The following is an 18,929-nucleotide window of genomic DNA, read 5'->3' as shown; positions in this document are numbered from 1 at the left end:
GAGGGTTCACGGTCGCCGCAAAAGATACCGACGACCTGCTCACAGGTCGACCCGGCAGCGCACGCGCTAGGGTCGGATCGTGACCACCGCGGCTCGTGTCCCACTTTCCGTTCTCGACCTGGCCACGGTGCGTGAGGGCCACTCCAGCGCGGACGCCCTGCGCGGCACGGTCGAGATCGCGCAGACCGCCGACCAGTTGGGCTACGCCCGCTTCTGGGTAGCAGAGCACCACAACATGCCGGCCGTCGCTTCCACCTCGCCGCCCGTGCTGATCGGCGCGGTCGCCGCACAAACCACAACGATCCGGGTCGGATCGGGTGGCGTGATGCTGCCGAACCACATGCCGTTCGTGGTCGCCGAGCAGTTCGCCATCCTCGAGGCGCTCTATCCCGGGCGCATCGATCTCGGCATCGGCCGCGCCCCGGGCACCGACCAGGCCACCGCGGCCGCGCTGCGCGGCGTTTCGCCCTATCTGACGGTCGAGCAGTTCCCCGAGCACCTGCAGACTGTTCTGTCCCTGCTGGGCGACGACCGCATCGAGATGGACGCTTCCTCGCGCCTGATGGCGACGCCGGTCGCCGAGAGCTATCCCGAGGTCTGGATGCTCGGCTCGTCGACGTACGGGGCCCAGGTGGCCGCCGCCCTCGGCCTGCCCTTCTGTTACGCATATCACTTCGCAATGAGCTCCGAAGTGGACAAGGCCCTCCATCTCTACCGGGCCGGTTACAAACCGTCGCCGCGCTTCCCCGAGCCGCACGCGATGGTCAGCGCCTCCGTGATCGCCGCCGAGACGACCGAGGAGGCCGAATATCTGGCCGGCCCGAGCCGGATCATGGCGCTGAGCCTGCGTACCGGCCGCCTCGGCCCGATCGTCTCGCCCGAGACGGCGGCGTCCGTCGAGCTCAGCGACCTCGACCGCAGCCTGCTCGACTCGCTTCCGGGCACGCAGTACGCGGGCACGGCCGAGGAGGTCGTGACGGCGCTCGACGAGCTGGTCGAACGCACCGGCGCCCAGGAGCTGATGCTGGCCGGCACCGTCTACGACCCGGCCACCCGGCAGGATTCCCTGGCCCGCATAGCCAAGGCCTGGGGCCGGTAAAACCAGGTGCGGTCCCGGCCCCGCCCCACCAGGATCGGTGCATGGGCTGGCGGCTGACCGACGACATCGACGAGTTCGCCACGGCCGCGGGGGCCTTCCTCACCTCCCGGCCGGTCGAGCACACCGTCTTTCTCACGGTCATCGACGCCTTGCGGCGCCGGGGCCCGCGGGCGTACGGGCCGTCGGATCCGCTGTTCGGCTATTGGCGTACGGAGTCGGGCGCCGTGGACGGGGTGCTCCTGCGAACCCCGCCGCACCCGATGATGCTCAGTGCCGCGCCCACCGACGCGGTGGCGGCCGCCGCTACGGACGTACCGCCGACCCCCGCGGTGAATCTCCTGGCCGGCGCCGAGCGGGTTTTCGCGGCCGCGTGGCAGCGGCGCACCGGCCAGACGGCGTCGGTGGCCCGGCGGACTCGCCTCTATCGACTGGCAGCCCTGGCCGACCCGTCACCGCCCGGCCAGGCGCGCCTGGCGACGGCCGACGACCGGCCACTCCTGATCGCCTGGCAGAAGGCCTTCTACGAGGAGATCGGCGAGGAGGGCTTCGGTGACGCCGGCGCGGCGATCGACGACCGCGTCGCGTACGGCGGCCTGCTGATCTGGGAGGACGAAGGCCGGCCGGTCTCGATGGCCATCCGCTCCCGCCTCGACTCCGGCATGGTCCGCGTCGCCATCGTCTACACGCCGCCGGCCCACCGCGGCCACGGCTACGCGGCCGGCGCCACCGTGGCCGCCACCCGCTCGGCCCTCGACACCGGCGCCGGCGAGGTGGTGCTCAACACCGACCTCGCCAACCCGATCAGCAACCGGCTCTACCAGAGGCTGGGTTACCGTCCCGTGGAAGACCGAGTGATCCTGGAGTTCACGGCATGACAGACGGCAAGGTCCTTTCGGTGAACGTCGGCGCGATGCGCCCCAACCCGGCCAAGAGCGGCGTGAAGGGCACCGGCATCTACAAGGAGCCGGTCACCCACCCCGTCGACGTGCGGGCCCCCGGCCCCAAACACACCGGCCTGCACAGCGGCGTCGTCGGCGACCAGATCGGCGACACCAAGCACCACGGCGGCGACGACCAGGCGGTCTACGCGTACGCCCGCGAGGACTACTCGTGGTGGGAGACCGAGCTCGGCCGCCCACTGCCCGACGGCATGTTCGGCGAGAACATGACCACCGTCGGCCTCGACCTGGTCACCACCCAGATCGGCGAGATCTGGCGGATCGGCGACACCCTCGAACTGTCCCCGACCTTCGGCCGCATCCCGTGCGCCACCTTCCAGGCCCGCATGGGCGAGAAGCAGTGGCTGAAGCGCTTCGCCCGCGAGAACCGCACCGGCGCCTACTTCCGCGTGATCACCCCCGGCCCCCTCCAGGCCGGCGACCCCATCGAGATCACCCACCGCCCCGCAAACGGCATCTCCCTGGCCGACGCCTTCGCCATCTACATGTTCGACCCGGCGTCGCTGCCCCGGATCCTGGAAGCCGACGGCATCTCCGACCTGCTCCGCGAAGAACTCGAGGACCGCATCACCCGCCTGTAAGGGATCAGTCAGAGTCGAAGCGCGGCCGAGGCGGCGGCGGACCCTGGAACCGGTAGCGGCCTTCGCCGTCCGCCCGGAAAGAGTGATCCGCGATCTCCTCGCGCCGCTTGGCATTCTCAAGAGCGAAACGAACGGAAGCCGAACCGACCAGCGTGGCCACTACCAGCGCGGCCAGCGACACCCATTCCGGATCGCGGACCTGCCCGATCACCGCAGCGACCGAGGGCAGCGTCGCAATGCCGGCGATGATGGCCACCGCCCGGTCCGACAGCCTCCGAAGGTCGCGCGCCAGCGTCATCCAGCCCTGAAACTCGTTGTGCCACGCCGGAAGCTTCCGCGCCGATGCGGGGTCGTCGATCTTCTCCAGTGCTTTGCAGAACGCGCTCAACAGCCCGATCGTCGCGTCATTGTGCCGAATCCAGAGCACGAAGGTCCAAGCCAAGGCGACGAGACCACAGCAGATGCCGGTCAGCCACCCATCACGCACGAACCCGGCCGCCTGCGGCCCGAGAACGCCGCCGACGATGAGCGACGCGAGAGTGATAGAAATCGTCGCAAACGACAGACAGACCGTCTGCCGCGACGTCAGACGTGCGTTGATCTCCGCCCAGGCCGCGGCATACCGCTGCCCCGGCGAGACCTGCGGCGTCGTTTCTGTGGTCTGAGCTTCCATACGCAACCGCCTCTCGCCCACTCGAACGGCCTCGTTAGCGGCGACGTAGAAGGGCGCCTCTGTCCAGGAGATCTTCAGTCACCGTGGAAACGCTCCACCATTTCGCAGGGTTACGCCCCCTGCCTTTCGCCTCCGGCATGACGGGCTCGAGCCTCCGGCGGAAGCGCCCGCATGATCAGGTTGAAGCGGGCGGGCTCCGCGGCCACGGAGGAGGACCACCGACTGGCTGGGCCCCAGCAGGCGGGTGGGGTGCGCTTGCGGTTGTGAGCCCGCGGACGCGTACCGCCGAAGTCAGCGTGAGAGGCGCGCCTGCCTTCAGCGAACTCACAGTCCGTGACGGATGATTTCCAGGCTGTGCGATGTTCCATGGATTGCGTGACCTACCCGGTCCGCATCTCGAAGGAGTTCTTGTGCACAGCCATCACAACGGTCTCAAGACGGCCGCTCTGTTGGGTCTGCTCACTGCCCTGATTCTGGGCGCGGGTTACTGGCTCGGCGGTAGCGGTGGGCTGGTGTTCGCGGTGTTCATCTCGCTGGCCATGAACGCCGGCTCGTATTTCTTCTCCGACAAGCTGGCGCTGCGGGCTATGCGGGCGCAGCCGGTCAGCGAGGCCGAGTTTCCGGCGCTCTACCAGATGGTGCGGGAGCTGGCGACGACCGCTGGGCAGCCGATGCCGCGGCTTTATGTTTCGCCGACTATGCAGCCGAACGCGTTCGCGACCGGGCGTAACCCTGAGCACGCGGCGGTGGCCGTGACGACGGGGATCACCCAGTTGCTCGATCGGCGGGAGTTGCGGGCGGTCATCGGGCATGAGCTTTCGCACGTCTACAACCGCGACATTCTGATTTCGAGTGTGGCGGCCTCGCTGGCCGGCATCATCACGAGCCTGGCTCAGCTGGCGATCTTCCTGCCGCTCGGTGGGGGCTCGGATGACGATGACGGCCCGAACCCGGCGGCTTTGCTGCTGATGCTGATTCTCGGGCCGCTGGCCGCGACGATCATTCAGCTGGCCATCAGCCGGAACCGGGAGTACCAGGCCGACGCGGACGGGGCCGCGCTCAGCCGGGACCCGCTGGCTCTGGCCAGTGCGCTCGAGAAGATTCAGTACGGGGCGCAGCGGCTGCCGTTGCCGGCGGACAACCGGCTGACCAGCGCCGCTCACCTGATGATCGCCAACCCGTTCCGGGGTGGTGGCATCTCGTCCCTCTTCTCCACGCACCCGCCGATGGAGCAGCGCGTCGCCCGTCTGCGTGAGCAGGCCGGCGCGATCCGCATCTCTTAGCCGGCTCACGAAGGGCCGCTCGCCGACCGAACGGCGGGCGGCCTTTTGCTGTGTTCTCCCGCACCGGCGGACGAATTCCGTCTCGGTCCGGCGTTAGGGTCGATGGTCGTATCGGTCGTTACCGGAGGAGGCGAAGAAAGTGACCGCGTTGCGTCAGTACCTGGGCGTTTGGCAGCTGCCGGGCGGACGGGTCCTGCTCAGCGTGGGGATCCTTGCCCGGCTAGGTATCGGCATGACCCCCCTGGCCCTGCTGCTCCTCGTCCAGCAGGAGACCGGTCGATACGCCGCGGCGGGGCTGGCCGGTGGTGTCTACGCCCTGGCCGGCGCCGCCATCAGCCCGATCGCCGGCCGCCTGGCCGACCGGATCGGCCCGGCCCCGATCCTGCTCACCACCGCCGTCCTGCACCCGCTGGCCTTGATCGCCCTCGTCCTGACCAGCCGGGGCGGCGAGGCCGCGCTTCCGTGGATCTTCGTGGCGTCCGCGGTCGCCGGCGCCACCTATCCGCCGTTGACCGCGGCCATCCGCCGGGCCTGGACCGACATGACTTCGCCCGCCGGCGGCCGGCATCATCTCCGCGGCGCCGCCATGGCGGCCGAGACGTCGCTGTTCGAGCTTGTCTTCGTGCTGGGCCCGATGCTCGTCGCGGCCCTGGTGGTCATTACCAGCAACCCGGCCACCGCGCTTCTGGGTGCGGCCGGCGCGACCCTGCTGGGCACGCTGTGGATCGCCCGTCTGCCGGTGATGCGCCACTGGTCCCGGCACGAGGCCGTCGACACCGCTCGCGGCCTGGGGCCGTTGAAGGTCTCCGGGTTCCCGGCGCTGCTGCTGTGCGTGGTCGCCCTGGGCATCGCGTTCGGCGCGGCCGGCGTCATCGTCCCGGCCTACGCGACGCATCACGGTGGCGGCGACGGCCTGGGCGGCGTGCTGCTGGGCATCTGGGGCATCGGCAGCGCGATCGGTGGCATCTGGTTCGGCACGCGCCGGCCGGCCATGCCCCTGCCGCGCCAGTTCGCCTGGTTGCTGGGTGCCGTGTCGGTGAGCTTCCTGGTGCTCGCCTTCATGCCCAGCCCGCTCTGGCTGGGCGCGGCTCTGGTCCTGGGTGGGGCGACGATCGCGCCGGCTCTCACGGTCGAGAGCAACCTGGTCGGCCGTCTGGCCCCGCCGTCGATGCTGAACGAGGCCTACACCTGGATCGTCACCGTCTCGGTCACGGGCAGCGCGGCCGGCGGCGCCGTCGCGGGGGCCATCGTCGACCGGCCGGGCGGTCTGCCGTGGGCTTTCGTCTTCGCCGCGGTCGCTTTGATGATCGCCGCCTTGGTCGCCGCGGTCCCGCACGGCTCGATCGCCCGCGCCGACCGCCGGGCCGCCGACCGCCTGGCCTTGGCCACGGAAGCTGCCTGAAAGCCGACTTCAGAGGTACGCCTCCACGGCCTCACAACCGCAAGCACACCCCACCCGCCGGCTCGGGCCCAGCCAGTCGGTGGTCCCTCTCCCCGGTGCGCCGCCGGGTTGTCCTGCCGTACCCCGGCTCACACCAGCGCGTCGAACAGCAACTGCGGGGCGAAGCCAAGCGCCACCGCCACCAGCGACGCCGCGACCAGCACGAAGCCGACCACCCGGGGCACCGGCAGCCGCGGGTGGGTGGCCGCCTCCAGCAGCGCCGGATCCACGACGGAGATCCCGGGGGCCTCCGCCTTCGTGTAGAGCAGCGCCGACACCCGTACGTAGTAGGCCAGCCCGATCACCGCGTTGAGGGCGACCACTCCGGCCAGCCACCCGTGCCCGTTGTCGATCAGGGCGTCGACCACCGTCACCTTGGCGAACAGCCCGGCCAGCCCCGGCGGCAGCCCGGCCAGACCGGCGAAGGCGAGCACGAGCGCCGCCCCCAGCCACGGCGACCGCCGGCCGGCCCCGCGGTAGGCGAGCAGCGAGCCGCCGTCGGCGCCGGGCGCGCGCAAAGCCACCACCACGCCGAAGGCGACCAGTTCGAGGACCACGAAGAAGACCGAGTACGCCGCCGCGGCCGCCACACCGGCCGCGCCGAGGGCCAGGGCGGCCAGGATGTAACCCGCCTGGGCGATCGACGACCAGGCCAGCAGCCGGACCATCCGGGTCTGCCGGAGCGCGACGAGGTTGCCCACGGTCATCGTCAACACGGCCAGGACGCCCGTGAGCGCCGCCGCGTCGACCCGGGAGACGATCGCCGCGAGGGCGAGCACACCACCGAGCTTCGACGCCGTCGACAGATAAGCCGCGACGGGCAGCGGCGCACCCTCGTACGTCGCCGGGGCCCAAGCGTGCAGTGGCACCGCCGCGACCTTGAACGCCAAGCCGATGACCAACAGCGCCACTCCGGCGTCGGCGACCGGCGCGAACGGCCCGGCCCCGTCGATCAGGCGGTCGAGGTGCAGGGCGCCGGTGGCCGCGTAGTTCAGCGCCGCCCCGAGCAGCGCGATCGCCGTCGACACGACGCTGATCAGGAAGAACGTGACCGAGGCGGAGGCCGAGGCCGTGCTCACCTTCTCGCCCGGGGCGAAGCGGCGCAGGCCGACGAGCAGGTAGAGCGGCAGGGTCAGCGTCTCCACCCCGACGATCAGGGTGATCAGGTCGCCCGCGTAGCCGACGACCACGCCGCCGGTCATCGAACAGGCGAGCAGGAAGCAGAACTCCCCCGCCGGCGCCGTGCCGAGCCGCAGTGAGGGCACCGATAGGCCGAGCACACCGACCGTGAGCCCGGCGAAGACGACGGCCGCGGTCATGGCCAGCGGACTCGGCACCCAGGAGCAGGAGGCGCCGGCACAGAAGGTGCCCACTCGGGAGCCACCGACCACGATCGCGCACACGGCCGTCGCGAGACCGCCCACGACCAGCGCGCCGAAGATCGCCGAACGCCGAGCCACCACCAGATCAGCCAGCAGGACAAGAACAGCGGTGCCCGCCGCCGCGTAGAGCGGCAGCAACGAGACATGGTCGACCGTCTGCGCCGTCACGGTAGGGCCTCCACCAGGGCTCGCATCGGGGCGCTGGTCGCGGCCAGCACCAGGGTCGGCACGAGGCCCACGGCCAGGGTCAGCACCACCAGCGGCGACCAGGCCAGCCACTCCCGTCCGGCGATCGTGGGCGACAGCGAAATGACCGCCGGGCCGTGGGTCACCCGGCGGAGGAGACGCAGGAAGTACGCGGCGGTGAGCGCCCCGCCGACCGCGGCCAGCACGGCCAGCGTCGTCCACAGTCCGCCCCCGCGCTGGACGGCGGCCACCACGGCGAACGCCTCGCCCCAGAAGCCGGCCAGCCCGGGCAGCCCGAGCGACGCGATCGCGGCGAACCCGAGCGCGCCGGCCAGCCGGGGCGCGGTCTCCCGCAGACCGCCGAGCTCGGCCAGCTCCCCGGTGTGGGCCCGGTCCTTGATCGCTCCGGCCAGGAAGAACAGCAGGCCGGTGATGAGACCGTGCGCGACGTTGCCGAGCAGCGCCGCCTGGAGCCCGGTCACGGACAGCGTGGCGATCCCGAGCAGCACGAAGCCCATGTGCCCGACGCTGGAGTAGGCGATCAGGCGCTTGAGTTCGGTCTGCCGCAAACAGATCAGTGCACCGGCGATGATCGCGGCCACGGCCAGGATGCCCAGCACGGGCGCGGCCTTCTCGGCGCCCAGCGGGGCCACGCCGACGCCGACCCGGATCAGGCCGTAGGTGCCCATCTTGAGCAGCACCCCGGCCAGGATCACCGAGCCGACCGTGGGCGCCTGGGTGTGCGCGTCGGGCAGCCACGTGTGCAGCGGCCACAGCGGCGCCTTCACCGCGAACGCGATGGCCAGCAGGGTGAACGCCGCGTACTGGGTCGTGCGGTCGAGTCCGGCGCCGCCGATGAGCTCGGCCAGGTCGGCGGTGCCGGCCGAGACTGCCACGGTCACGACGCCAAGCAGCAGGAACACCGAGCCGAAGAGCGTGTAGAGGACGAACTTGCGAGCCGCGCGCCGCCGGTCGTCGCCACCCCAGCCCGCGATCACCGCGTACATGGGCAGCAGGACGACCTCGAAGAAAAGGAAGAACAGGATCAGGTCGAAAGACAGGAAGGTCCCGGCTATGCCGGCTTCCAGGACCAGCAGCAAGGCGATCAGCGCACGCCCGGAGCTCTTGAGGAGGTACGCGGTGCAGAGCGCCGTGAGCAGGCCGGTGAGCGCGACGAGCGGGTACGAGACGCCGTCCACGCCGAGGTGGAAGTCGAGATGCAGCGCGGGGACCCAGGAGACGTCGACCTCGGTCCAGAGGCGCGGGCCGGCCGGGTTCGCCGAGTACGTCGTCCACGTCGAGGAGCGGGCGAACGGCAGCAAGATGATCGGCAGGAGCGTGATCGCCGAGACGGCGACGCCGGTGAGCCGGGCCGGGCGGGCCGGCAACAGGGCGACGGCGGCCGCGCCCAGGGCCGGGAGCGCGACGACCGCGACCAGCGCGACCTGGTAGATGGTCATCAGGCGGCTCCGAACCAGACGGCCACCGCGCCGAGCAGCAGCGCGCCGGCGAGGACGGCCACGGCCGCGCCGGGCAGCGGCACGCGGTGGGCGATGGCCAGCGCGTCGCCGACGCCGGTGGTCCCGGTGCCGGTGCCCTCCACGGCCGCGTCCACCACCTTCTCGTCGGTTGCGGTCACGACCTTGGCCAGGGCGCGCACCGGGCGTACGACCGCCCTGTCCTGAAGGGTGTCCAGGTGGAAGCCGGCGGCGAACAAGCGCCGGGCCGGGCCCAGGGCCTCGGCCGGGTCGGCGCCGGGAACCGCCCGCCAGAGCCACCAGGCGGCGCCGGCCCCGGCCGCGAGCAGCACCAGGGGCAGGACGACGGCCACGCCGAGGTGGGGATCGTCCAGCTCGAGGGCGGTGCGGAAGCCCGGGGCGTACGCGACGAGGCCGAGCAGCGCCGCCGGGACGGCCAGGAGCAGGATCGGCCAGCGCATCAGGCCGGGCGGATCGTGCGGGGTGGCCGGCGCGGTGTAGCGGGCGTCGTCGAAGCCGATCTCCCAGTCGGGGCCGTCGGGGCCGTGTGCGCGGGAGATGCCGAAGAATGCGCGCAGCAGCAGCCGGGTCGCGTACCAGGCGGTGACCAGGACCGCGAACAGCGCGGCCAGCCAGACCACCCAGGCCACCCAGACCGGAACCGCCTCGCCGCCCTCGGTGGCGTGCGCGGCCGCGGTCAGAACGTTCTCCTTGGACCAGAAACCGGCGAGCGGCGGTACGCCGGCCAGCGCCCCCAGACCGACGACGAACGACCAGAAGGTCACCGGCATGTGCTCGCGCAGCCCGCCCATCCGGGACAGGTAGTTGGTGCCGACGGCGTGGATCACCGCGCCCGCCGCCAGGAACAGCAGCGCCTTGAACGCGGCGTGGGTGAGCAGGTGGAACAGCGCCGCCGCGGGCGAGCCGACCGCGAGAGCCCCGGTCATGTAGCCGATCTGGCTCACCGTCGACCAGGCCAGCACGCGTTTGAGGTCGTCCTGGGCCATCGCGCTCAGGCCGCCGAGCAGGATGGTGATCGCGGCCATCACGCCGAGGGTGGCCAGCGCGGCCGGCGAGCGGTCGTAGAGCGGGTAGAGCCGGAAGACCACGTAGACACCGGCCGCGACCATGGTGGCGGCGTGGATCAGGGCGGAGATCGGCGTCGGGCCCGCCATGGCGTCGGGCAGCCACGTGTGCAGCGGGAACTGCGCGCTCTTGCCGGCCACCCCGGCCAGGATCAGCAGCAGGGCGGCGGTGAGGGTGCCGCTGGAGTAGTCGTGGGCGAGCAGGTCGGCGATCCGCGACGTGCCGGCCTCGGAGATCAGGAACGCGACGCCGAGCAGGAAGCCGACGTCACCGACCCGGGTGACCAGGAGCGCCTTCACGGCGGCGGCCGGGGCCTCGGGCAGCCGGCGGTCGTGGCCGATCAGCAGGTACGAGCAGGCGCCCATCACCTCCCAGCCGACCAGCACGCCGATCAGGTCGCCGGAGGTGACGACCAGCAGCATGGCGCCGGTGAAGAGGCTGACCTGGGCCGCGTACGGCGCGTAGCGCGGGTCGTCGTGCAGGTAGGCGACCGAGTAGATCTGCACGAACAGGGCGACGGCCGAGACGGCGAGCGCGACGTAGAGGACGGCGACCCCGACCGAGAGTCCGAGCGTGAGGTCGATGCCGCCGATGGTCACCCAGTGTGTGCTCGCCTCGATCGGCTTGTGCGCGAAGAGCAACAGGCCGAGCGTCACGAGCAGTGCGGCCCCGGCGCCCGCGATACCGAGCGTGGCGGCCGGGCGGCGCCGGTCGCCGTCGCCCGGGGGCAGCAGCAAGCCGATCAGGCCCAGCAGCAGCGGCACGCCGGGAATCAAGGCGGCGATCACCCGGTCACCTGCTCTTCGTGCTCGTGCTCGTGCAGCGCGACGTCGTCGAGCACGACGGCGCGGCGCAGGCGGTAGTACTGCAGCACGATGGCCAGGCCGACGCCGACCTCGGCCGCCGCGATGACGATGATGAACAGCGCGAAAATGGCGCCGGCCTTGGGCTCGGCCGCCGGGTAGGCCCACGCCTCGGGTTGCACGCCGGTCAGCGCCGACTTGATCGAGGCGTCGGCCGCGACCAGGATCAGGTTGACCGCGTTGAGCATGAGCTCCACGGCCATCAGGACCAGGATCGCGTTGCGCCGGCGCAGGACGCCGTAGACCCCGAGGGCGAAGAGCAGGGCGGCGATGACGTACGGGATGACGGCGTGCATCAGTCGTCGTCCTCCCCCGTGGGGAGTTCCCGCCGCGGCGGGGGAAGGGCCGGTTGCTCCCGGTCGGGGATCGGCTCGCCGACCGTGTTCTCGACCTTGCGGGGGCCGGTCTCGGGCGGGGGCGGATCCTCGCCGCCCAGCTGGGGGCCGGACTCGCGGGCGCGGAAGACGACGTCGCGGGCCTGCTCGCGGAGCAGCTCGTCACGGGTCATCTCTGTGGGATCTTTTTTGACCTCCGCGGCTTTCGTCTCCACGGCGGTGCCGGCGGCGGTTTGGTTGGCCTCGGCGACCTCGGCCGCGTGCTGGGCGCGGACCCGGGCCTGGGCGGCGGCCTGCCGGGCGGCGATCCGCTCCAGCCGGGCCACCACCTCGGGCGACTCGTCGATCGGGCTCGGCGGCGGGACGGCGGCCGCGCCCTCGGGGCCGGGGCGGGCGCCGATGTCCGGGCGGGACAGGACGATCGCGCCGACCAGGGCGGCCAGCAACAGGATCGACAACACCTCGAACGGGAGCACCCAGGCCCCGAAGATCTGCTCACCGACCCGGCGGCCGGTGCCGGGCGGCGGCAGCTCGTACCGGGTCCAGCGGAAAGCGTCCATGAGCAGCACGGACAGGCCCAGGCCGACGCCCGCGCCGATCAGCGCGGCCGGGCCGGCCGGACGATCCAGGTCGGGCGACGGGCCGATCGGGGCCCGGGTGAGCATCACGGCGAACAACAGCAACACGACGACGGCGCCCACGTAGACCAGCACCTGCACCCAGGCGACCAGCTCGGCCCCGAGCACGAGGTAGAGCCCGGCGATCGCGCCCAGGCTGACGACCAGATAGAAGCCGGCGCGGACCAGGTGGGTGCTGGTGACGACGAAAGCGGCGGAGCCGACCGCGATCACGCCGAGAGCCACCATCAGCGCGTCGGCGACGGTCACTTTTCCGGCTCCGGGCGCGCGTCACGGCGTACAGCCGGTCGGGCGACCTTGGCCGCAGTGGCCGCACCCGGACCCGCGGCCTTGCGCTCCGCCGTGGCCTCCTCCTTCGAAGGCTCGCCGAGAACGTCATGGGCCGGCGGCGGCGGCACGGTGCGCATCCACTCGCCCAGCCGGTCTTTGTCATGCAGCAGATCGAGCACGTCGGTCTCCGCGTACTCGAACTCGGGCGTCCAATGCAGCGCGTCGAACGGGCAGACCTCGATGCAGATTCCGCAGTACATGCAGAGCGAGAAGTCGATGTCGAAGCGGTCGAGCACGTTGCGCTGACGCGCCCGCGCGGCCCCCGGGACGACGACCTCTTCCTTGTGCGAGTCGATGTAGATGCACCAGTCCGGACACTCGCGCGCGCAGAGCATGCAGACCGTGCAGTTCTCCTCGAGCAGCGCGATCACCCCGCGGCTGCGCGGCGGCAGATCGGGCTCGACATCCGGGTACTGCTGGGTGGTGGACCGCTTGGTCATCGTCTTGAGCGTGACCGCGAGCCCCTGGACCAGACCCTTGCCGGGCGTGCCGCGCTCCCCGTCGTCACTCACAAAGAGACATCCTGCCCCGTCCGGGCGAGTGACGCGAGCACACCCCCTACAGATCTTCCGGTACGGTGAAGTCGGCAGGAAATACCGGGAGGCGATTCATGAGCGCTTTGACCAGCGACACGCCCCCGAAGGACGACTGGACTTCCAGCGATCTCGAGAAGTTCCCCGAGGATGGCGTGCGCCGTGAACTATTCAACGGAGTAATGCACGTGACCCCTTCACCATCCAGCATCCACCAGACCCTCGCCATGCTCTTGGGCGTCGCCCTGACACAGAGCTGTCCGGAGGAGCTCTTCGTCAGTCAGGCCAACGAAGTCGAGTTAGCTCCGAAAGAGGTCTACATCCCGGACCTCTTGGTGATCAACTTTGAGGCGGCCAAGTCCGGGTGTGGCAAATTCCCCGCCGCCGACGTGGTGCTCGCGGCCGAGATCGTCTCGCCCAGCACCAAAGGCACCGACCGGGTGACCAAGCCGAGCGGCTACGCCCACGCCGGGATCCCGCATTTCTGGTTGATCGAAACGCTCGGGGGCCTGGAGATCACCGCCTTCGAGCTCAACCGTGGAACGCAGAGCTACGACGAGGTCGCGGTCTTCTCCGGGGACGACACCATCCGCCTCGATCAGCCCTGGCCGATCGAGATCCCGCTGGCCAGCGTGCGCCCGCGCAATCTCTAGGTGAGGACCTTGACCGTGGCGGTCACGACCAGCTGAGCGAGTGACACCGGCACGAGGACCAGCCAGCAGAGCCGTTGCAGCTGGTCCTCGCGCAGCCGCGGGTAGCTGACGCGCAGCCAGATGATGACGAACGAGACGGCGAAGATCTTCACCAGCGTCCACAACCAGCCCAGCTGGTCCTCAAGCGGCCCGTGCCAGCCGCCGAGGAACAGGACGGTGGTCAGGGCGGCGATCACGACGATGCCCACGTACTCCGCGAGCAGGAAGAACGCGAAGCGCAAGCCCGTGTACTCGGTCATGTAGCCGAAGACCAGCTCGGAGTCGGCGATCGGCATGTCGAACGGTGGACGCCGGATCTCAGCCAGACCGGCCACGAAGAAGACCAGGGCGGCCGGGGCCTGCCACAACAGCCACCAGGGGCGCCACGCCTCGACGATGCCGGGCAGGCTGAGCGTGCCGGCGGCCATGGCCACACTGGCCGCCGCGAGCACCAGCGGCAGCTCGTAGCCGAGGAGCTGGGCCGCGCCGCGCAGACCACCGAGCAGGCTGTACTTGTTGGCCGAGGCCCACGCCGACATCAGCACGGCCACCACACCGACGCCGAGCACGGCCAGGACGAAGAACAACCCCACGTCCAGGGCCTGGGCGACGAGGCCGCCGGGCCCGAGCGGGATGACAAGCAGGACCAGGAGGTACGGGAACAGGGCGACCAACGGCGCGAGACGGAAGACCCTCCGGTCCGCCTCCCGGGGCGTGATGTCCTCCTTCTGGACGAACTTCACGCCGTCGGCGACCAGCTGCGCCCAGCCGTGATAGCCACCCGCGTACATCGGGCCCAGCCGGCCCTGCATGTGCGCCATGACCTTGTGCTCGGTCTGGCCGACAACCAGCGGCAGCACGAGGAAGCCGGCCACGACGGCCAGCACCCGTATGGTCAGATCCAGCCAGACAGGCATCATTCAGCTCCGCCGCCACGAATCGACGGCGCGGCTCTGGGACCCCACTCGTTCGGGTCGGGCACGCCCGGGGGCCGCATGGGTGCGCGCTTCGTCGTGCCGGCCTCGGACTCCCCCGGCTCCTTCGCGCCCGGCCACGCCTTGGCCACCCGGGACGCCAGGATGAACTCCTTGCGCAGCGGATGCCCCTCGAAGCCGGGCGGCAGCAGCAGAGGCCGCATGTCCGGATGACGAGCGAAGGTGATGCCGAACATCTCGTGCGTCTCGCGCTCATGCCAGTCGGCGCCGGCGAACAGCTCGGTCACCGACTCGATGACCGGCTCGTCGCGGGGCACCAGCGTCCGCACCAGCAGGGCGTGCCGCCGCCGGGTCGAGTAGAGGTGGGCGACCACCCGGAACCCGTCGTCCCCCTCGTCGACAGCGGACAGCCAGTCGAAGAAGTCACAGCCCAGGGCGCCGTTGTGCTTGGCCGTGCCGACCGTCTCCCACCAGCGGGCGACCGGCACGTCGACGACGGCCCGCGCATGACCGGGGCCGCCGCCGGAGAGGCCGGCCACGATCTCGCCCGGAGGCGCGTCCGGGGAGTCGTCCGTCAGGAGCGCGACCAGGCGCTCGCCGACCTCTTCAGGCGTCATGGCGACATCCTATTTTAAAGACCCGGCAGCCGGCCGTTGCGGAACACATCGACGAAATCCTGGTGGTCCTCGCGGGCCTGGTCGCCGTAGCGGTGCGCGAACTCGACCAGGTGCCGCACGAAACCGGCCTCGTCCTTGTCGACGGCGGCCACGATCGCCTCCTCGGTGGAGAAGTCGACGAGGTCGTGAGTCGACTCGTCGTCGGCCACCGAGTGCATCCGCGCGACGGCCCGGCCCAGGTCGGCCACGACACCGGTCAGCTCCTCGAGCTCGTTCACATCGGCCCAGTCGAGGTCGGCCGCGTAGGGCGAGACCTCGGCCACGAGCTGGCCGACACCGTCCAGGGTGGTGTAGCCGACCCACGGGTCGGCGTGCGCCTGCAGGGCGTGCTGCGACTCGGCCGTACGGTGCCCCTGGTGCTCGAAGTAGGCCCGGACCCGCTCGTCGTCGACCCAGCGCGCGACGGCCGGCACCTGGGCCTGCTTCATGTAGATGACGACGTCGTTCTCCAGAGCCTGGGTGTGGCCCTCCAGCAGCAGGTTGTAGCTGGGCAGGCCGGCCGAGCCGATGCCGACGCCCTTGCGCAGCTTGATGTCCTTGATGTGGGAGGCGACCGGCCGCGTGGCCTGCGGCAGCGTGCCCAGATACTGCTCGAAGGCGGCCGTGACCGCGGCGTCGGTGGCCTCATCGGTCTCGAACACGCCGTCCAGCAGCGCGAACCGGCGCTCGTAGTCGTCGATGACGGTCTGCGAGTTGAGCAGGTCGACACGCGTGTTGAGGCGCGCCTCCTGCAGCACCCGGCGCAGCACACCATCCGCGTTGTCCAGCGTGATCGAGCCGATGGCATCGTCGCCGCCGGTCGCGATGGCCCGCAACTCGGTGAGATAGGACCGGGCAAACGCCGTGACCAGGTCGGTGATGTTGTCGTCGGACAGCGCCTTCTGGTACCCGATGAGGGCCACGCTGGCCGCGAAGCGCTTGAGATCCCAGGAGAAGGGCCCGACGTACGCCTCGTCGAAGTCGTTGACGTTGAAGACGAGCTGCCCCGACGAATTCATGTACGTCCCGAAGTTCTCGGCATGCAGGTCACCGTGGATCCAGACCCGGCTGGTCCGCTCGTCCAGAAAGCTGTCGTCGGCATACCCACTGGACAGGTCGGCGTAGAACAGAGAAGCGCTCCCCCGATAGAACGCGAACGGCGACGCCGCCATCTTCCGGAACTTGCGCCGGAAGGCAGCCGGATCGACCGCGATCAACGCCCCGAATTCCCTGCTCAGAACCTCGATGATGAAGTCCGCACGGTGCTCAGTCATACCTGCGGAGACTAGTCCCCACTTGCACGCCCCGACGCCGCTCAGTCACAACGCGTCGGGCACGAGCCCATGACCGAAGCTCAGCGGCCAGCGGGCGGCGGCCAGCGGGCAGCGGGCAGCGGGCGGCGGGCGGCGGGCGGCGGGTTGACGTCCCACGCGCTCAGCCCGCGTCGCGCGGCGGGCTCACGACCGGCGCGCTCAGCCCGCGGTGGGCGGCGGGCTGACGACCGGCGCGCTCAGCGACATCGCGTCGCGCGGCGCGGCCAGGGGGTCGGGCCGCGACACCCCGCCTGGCCCGGCCTGCTCGGCCGCGATCTTCTCCTGCAGGCGCAGAATGCCGTGCAGCAGCGCCTCCGGCCGGGGCGGGCACCCCGGCACGTAGACGTCGACCGGAATGATCTGGTCGACCCCCTTGGTGACCGAGTACGAATCCCAGTAGGGCCCGCCACAGTTGGCACACGACCCGAACGAGATCACATATTTCGGCTCCGGCATCTGGTCATAGAGCCGCTTGATCGCCGGCGCCATCTTGTCGGTCACCGTGCCCGACACCACCATGAGGTCAGCCTGGCGAGGCCCATGCGCGAACGGAATGACCCCCATCCGCATGAAGTCATGCCGGCTCATGCTGGACGCGATGAACTCGATCGCACAGCAGGCAAGCCCGAAGTTGAACACCCAGAGCGAATAACGCCGCCCCCAGTTCAACACGAACTTGATGGGATCCCCGATAACTCCTGGCAGACCGGACACCGCCTCAACCTACTCCCTACCTCGCGCCCCCACCGCCAGCCCGGCCCCTGCCCTACCGCTCCGGCCGGGTGGGGCGCTGGAGCAAGCTCAGGAAGCCGGTCAACAAGGCCTCGCGCAGGCCGGGTGGGGCGACGTTGAGCAGGGAGTTGACGGCGGCCATCCTGGTGAAGTCGCCGCCGCCCAGACCCATGGTCTCGGCCAGGCCGGCGATGAGCTCGGGCGTGACCTGCTCGGGGGTCAGAGCGCCGGCAGCCTCGAGCAAGGGGGCGGGCAAAGAGACCGGGCCCGCGGCCCGAGCCGCCGCCACGGCGTCGGCCAGGTCGGCCGCGAAGCCGGGCGCCGTCGCGCGGACGGAGGCCGTCACGGTCAGGTGGATGGTGGGCGGCATGTCGGCGAACGCCATCTGCGGCTGAGTGTGCCAGCCGCGAGCGGCCAGCTCATCGGCCAGGACGAAGAGGTCGATGGGATTACCGCCTTCGCCGCTACCCCCGCCGTCTCCACGACCACCATGACCGTCGCTGCCATGACCATCGTCGCCACCGCCGCCAGGACCACCATCGCCCTCGACACCCCCACCGTCATCATCCCGGACACCCGCGCCACGACCACCGCCATCGTCGAGGCGGCTGTGGTCGTCAGGGCTCTTGTCGGAGGGGCTGAGGTCGGTGGTCAGGCAGACGACGGTGGTTTCGGGTGGGCTGTAGAGGCGGAGGCCGGGGGTGGCCGTGACGGCGGCGGCCAGGAGGGTCACGGCCTCGCGGGTCTGGGTGGCCAGGTCGAGGTAGCCGGCGTCGCCGATGTGGCGGAGGGTGGCGACGGCGGCGGCGATGGGGCCGCCCGAGCGGGTGGACGAGATGACCGGGTTGATCATCGTGTAGCCGGGCCAGCCCGCGTAGGCGAAGTACTGCGGTCGGCGCAGGGCCTCGTCGCGGTGCAGCAGGATCGACACGCCCTTGGCCGCGTAGGCGTATTTGTGCAGGTCGACCGAGATGCTGGTGACACCGGGGACCGAGAGGTCGAAGGCGGGCAGGTCGGCCCCTAGGCGACGGAGGTACGGCAGGACCCAGCCGCCGAAGCAGGCGTCGACGTGGAAGCGCACGCCGCGCTCGGCGCAGAGGGCGGCGATCTGGGGGATGGGGTCGACCACGCCGTGTGCATAGGACGGGGCGGAGGCGGCGACCAGCACGGTGTCGGGGCCGATGGCGGCGGCCAGGGCGGCCGGGTCGGCGCGCAGGTCGGCGCCGACCGGCACGACGTCGAGGGCGACGCGCAGGTAATGGGCCGCCTTGGCGAAGGCGGCGTGGGCGGTGGACGGGATGACCAGGCGCGGGGTCATCAGCTCGGGGCGGGAATCGCGGGCCGCCTTGACCGCCAGGATCAGTGACTCGGTGCCGCCGCTGGTGACGCTGCCGACCGTGTGCTCGTCGCCGCCGAGCAGGCCGGCCGCGGCCCCGACCAACGCGTTCTCCATGGCCAGCAGCGACGGGAAGGCGGTCGGGTCGAGACCGTTGACATGCGCGGAGACCGCATAAGCGGCCTGGGCCAGATCGTCGAGGCCGTCCAGCGCGGGGTCGTAGACATACGCGAAGAGCCGGCCGCCGTGCGTCGGCAGATCGGCCGCCCGCAGCTGCTGAAGCTCGGCGAGGATCTGGTCACCTGGAACGCCCTTGTCGGGCAGCGCCTCGAACATGCCGCTGACGCTAATCGACGATCCACTCGGGGATAAGCGACCAAAGGATCCCCTCGACCCCT

17 protein-coding genes and 1 pseudogene are annotated in these 18,929 nt (G+C 70.9%); 6 read left to right on the top strand and 12 right to left on the bottom strand.

Annotated features, from left to right (window positions below):
* The first annotated feature begins 79 nt into the window (after positions 1-79).
* The 3 genes from AB0J66_RS21385 to AB0J66_RS21375 are packed head-to-tail and all read left to right on the top strand — an operon-like array spanning position 80 to position 2,639.
* Positions 80-1,099, top strand: coding sequence for an LLM class flavin-dependent oxidoreductase (locus AB0J66_RS21385; RefSeq protein WP_364663187.1), 1,020 nt, complete (start codon positions 80-82; stop codon positions 1,097-1,099).
* Positions 1,100-1,140: 41 nt separating this feature from the next.
* Complete coding sequence (locus tag AB0J66_RS21380) at positions 1,141-1,974, top strand: GNAT family N-acetyltransferase (RefSeq protein ID WP_364663185.1); 834 nt, start codon at positions 1,141-1,143, stop codon at positions 1,972-1,974.
* A complete protein-coding gene (locus AB0J66_RS21375) occupies positions 1,971-2,639 on the top strand; it encodes an MOSC domain-containing protein (RefSeq protein WP_364663182.1) in 669 nt (222 codons plus the stop codon). The genes AB0J66_RS21380 and AB0J66_RS21375 overlap by 4 nt, the downstream gene beginning before the upstream one ends.
* Positions 2,640-2,643: 4 nt before the next feature.
* On the opposite strand, the gene AB0J66_RS21370 is transcribed toward AB0J66_RS21375, so the two are convergent.
* On the bottom strand, positions 2,644-3,312 hold the full coding sequence (locus tag AB0J66_RS21370) for a hypothetical protein (RefSeq protein WP_364663180.1): 669 nt from the start codon (positions 3,310-3,312) through the stop codon (positions 2,644-2,646).
* Between the two features lie 359 nt (positions 3,313-3,671).
* Between AB0J66_RS21370 and htpX the strand changes: the two genes are divergently transcribed.
* Positions 3,672-4,595, top strand: coding sequence for a zinc metalloprotease HtpX (gene htpX / locus AB0J66_RS21365; RefSeq protein ID WP_364663177.1), 924 nt, complete (start codon positions 3,672-3,674; stop codon positions 4,593-4,595).
* Between the two features lie 139 nt (positions 4,596-4,734).
* Positions 4,735-5,997, top strand: a complete 1,263-nt coding sequence (locus tag AB0J66_RS21360; RefSeq protein WP_364663175.1) for an MFS transporter — start codon at positions 4,735-4,737, stop codon at positions 5,995-5,997.
* Between the two features lie 128 nt (positions 5,998-6,125).
* Here AB0J66_RS21360 and AB0J66_RS21355 read toward each other — a convergent pair whose 3' ends face one another.
* From AB0J66_RS21355 to AB0J66_RS21330, 6 genes and pseudogenes are all read right to left on the bottom strand, one after another.
* Positions 6,126-7,586 (bottom strand): proton-conducting transporter membrane subunit, encoded by a 1,461-nt coding sequence (locus AB0J66_RS21355; RefSeq protein WP_364663172.1) that lies wholly within the window; start codon positions 7,584-7,586, stop codon positions 6,126-6,128.
* Positions 7,583-9,064, bottom strand: a complete 1,482-nt coding sequence (locus AB0J66_RS21350; protein ID WP_364663170.1) for an NADH-quinone oxidoreductase subunit M — start codon at positions 9,062-9,064, stop codon at positions 7,583-7,585. Before AB0J66_RS21350 ends, AB0J66_RS21355 begins: the two co-directional genes overlap by 4 nt.
* On the bottom strand, positions 9,064-10,956 hold the full coding sequence (locus AB0J66_RS21345) for an NADH-quinone oxidoreductase subunit L (protein ID WP_364663167.1): 1,893 nt from the start codon (positions 10,954-10,956) through the stop codon (positions 9,064-9,066). The genes AB0J66_RS21350 and AB0J66_RS21345 overlap by 1 nt, the downstream gene beginning before the upstream one ends.
* The gene (gene nuoK, locus AB0J66_RS21340; RefSeq protein ID WP_364663164.1) at positions 10,953-11,327 is read right to left on the bottom strand and encodes an NADH-quinone oxidoreductase subunit NuoK; all 375 of its coding nucleotides are present in this window, start codon (positions 11,325-11,327) and stop codon (positions 10,953-10,955) included. The genes AB0J66_RS21345 and nuoK overlap by 4 nt, the downstream gene beginning before the upstream one ends.
* A gap of 434 nt (positions 11,328-11,761) precedes the next feature.
* A pseudogene (locus AB0J66_RS21335) lies at positions 11,762-12,253 on the bottom strand (NADH-quinone oxidoreductase subunit J); the annotation flags it as partial.
* A complete protein-coding gene (locus AB0J66_RS21330; RefSeq protein ID WP_364663161.1) occupies positions 12,250-12,846 on the bottom strand; it encodes an NADH-quinone oxidoreductase subunit I in 597 nt (198 codons plus the stop codon). The gene AB0J66_RS21330 and the pseudogene AB0J66_RS21335, both read right to left, overlap by 4 nt.
* Positions 12,847-12,944: 98 nt before the next feature.
* On the opposite strand from AB0J66_RS21330, the gene AB0J66_RS21325 reads away from it, so the two are divergent.
* The gene (locus tag AB0J66_RS21325; protein ID WP_364663159.1) at positions 12,945-13,520 is read left to right on the top strand and encodes a Uma2 family endonuclease; all 576 of its coding nucleotides are present in this window, start codon (positions 12,945-12,947) and stop codon (positions 13,518-13,520) included.
* On the opposite strand, the gene nuoH is transcribed toward AB0J66_RS21325, so the two are convergent.
* From nuoH to AB0J66_RS21300, 5 genes are all read right to left on the bottom strand, one after another.
* On the bottom strand, positions 13,517-14,476 hold the full coding sequence (gene nuoH / locus AB0J66_RS21320) for an NADH-quinone oxidoreductase subunit NuoH (protein ID WP_364663156.1): 960 nt from the start codon (positions 14,474-14,476) through the stop codon (positions 13,517-13,519). The two genes, AB0J66_RS21325 and nuoH, sit on opposite strands and share 4 nt — an antisense overlap.
* A complete protein-coding gene (locus tag AB0J66_RS21315) occupies positions 14,476-15,111 on the bottom strand; it encodes an NADH-quinone oxidoreductase subunit C (RefSeq protein ID WP_364663154.1) in 636 nt (211 codons plus the stop codon). Before AB0J66_RS21315 ends, nuoH begins: the two co-directional genes overlap by 1 nt.
* Positions 15,112-15,125: 14 nt before the next feature.
* A complete protein-coding gene (locus AB0J66_RS21310; protein ID WP_364663153.1) occupies positions 15,126-16,424 on the bottom strand; it encodes a DUF2252 domain-containing protein in 1,299 nt (432 codons plus the stop codon).
* Positions 16,425-16,622: 198 nt separating this feature from the next.
* Positions 16,623-17,177: an NADH-quinone oxidoreductase subunit B family protein gene (locus AB0J66_RS21305; protein ID WP_364663150.1), complete on the bottom strand. Its 555-nt coding sequence runs from the start codon at positions 17,175-17,177 to the stop codon at positions 16,623-16,625.
* 52 nt (positions 17,178-17,229) lie between these two features.
* Complete coding sequence (locus tag AB0J66_RS21300; protein WP_364663147.1) at positions 17,230-18,867, bottom strand: aminotransferase class V-fold PLP-dependent enzyme; 1,638 nt, start codon at positions 18,865-18,867, stop codon at positions 17,230-17,232.
* Between the last annotated feature and the right edge of the window lie 62 nt (positions 18,868-18,929).

The organism is Actinoplanes sp. NPDC049598, assembly GCF_040675435.1.
In the GTDB taxonomy this organism is placed as follows: domain Bacteria; phylum Actinomycetota; class Actinomycetes; order Mycobacteriales; family Micromonosporaceae; genus Actinoplanes.
Note: the sequence above shows the minus strand (reverse complement) of the source record. Positions and strands in the feature narration are given on the sequence as shown.

Excerpts from the sequence above, each read along its gene's own strand:
- AB0J66_RS21380 (WP_364663185.1), top strand. The coding sequence starts at position 1,141 with ATGGGCTGGCGGCTGACCGACGACATCGACGAGTTCGCCACGGCCGCG.
- AB0J66_RS21375 (WP_364663182.1), top strand. The coding sequence starts at position 1,971 with ATGACAGACGGCAAGGTCCTTTCGGTGAACGTCGGCGCGATGCGCCCC.
- AB0J66_RS21370 (WP_364663180.1), bottom strand. The coding sequence starts at position 3,312 with ATGGAAGCTCAGACCACAGAAACGACGCCGCAGGTCTCGCCGGGGCAG.
- htpX (WP_364663177.1), top strand. The coding sequence starts at position 3,672 with ATGTTCCATGGATTGCGTGACCTACCCGGTCCGCATCTCGAAGGAGTT.
- AB0J66_RS21350 (WP_364663170.1), bottom strand. The coding sequence starts at position 9,064 with ATGACCATCTACCAGGTCGCGCTGGTCGCGGTCGTCGCGCTCCCGGCC.
- nuoK (WP_364663164.1), bottom strand. The coding sequence starts at position 11,327 with ATGCACGCCGTCATCCCGTACGTCATCGCCGCCCTGCTCTTCGCCCTC.
- AB0J66_RS21325 (WP_364663159.1), top strand. The coding sequence starts at position 12,945 with ATGAGCGCTTTGACCAGCGACACGCCCCCGAAGGACGACTGGACTTCC.
- nuoH (WP_364663156.1), bottom strand. The coding sequence starts at position 14,476 with ATGCCTGTCTGGCTGGATCTGACCATACGGGTGCTGGCCGTCGTGGCC.
- AB0J66_RS21315 (WP_364663154.1), bottom strand. The coding sequence starts at position 15,111 with ATGACGCCTGAAGAGGTCGGCGAGCGCCTGGTCGCGCTCCTGACGGAC.
- AB0J66_RS21310 (WP_364663153.1), bottom strand. The coding sequence starts at position 16,424 with ATGACTGAGCACCGTGCGGACTTCATCATCGAGGTTCTGAGCAGGGAA.
- AB0J66_RS21300 (WP_364663147.1), bottom strand. The coding sequence starts at position 18,867 with ATGTTCGAGGCGCTGCCCGACAAGGGCGTTCCAGGTGACCAGATCCTC.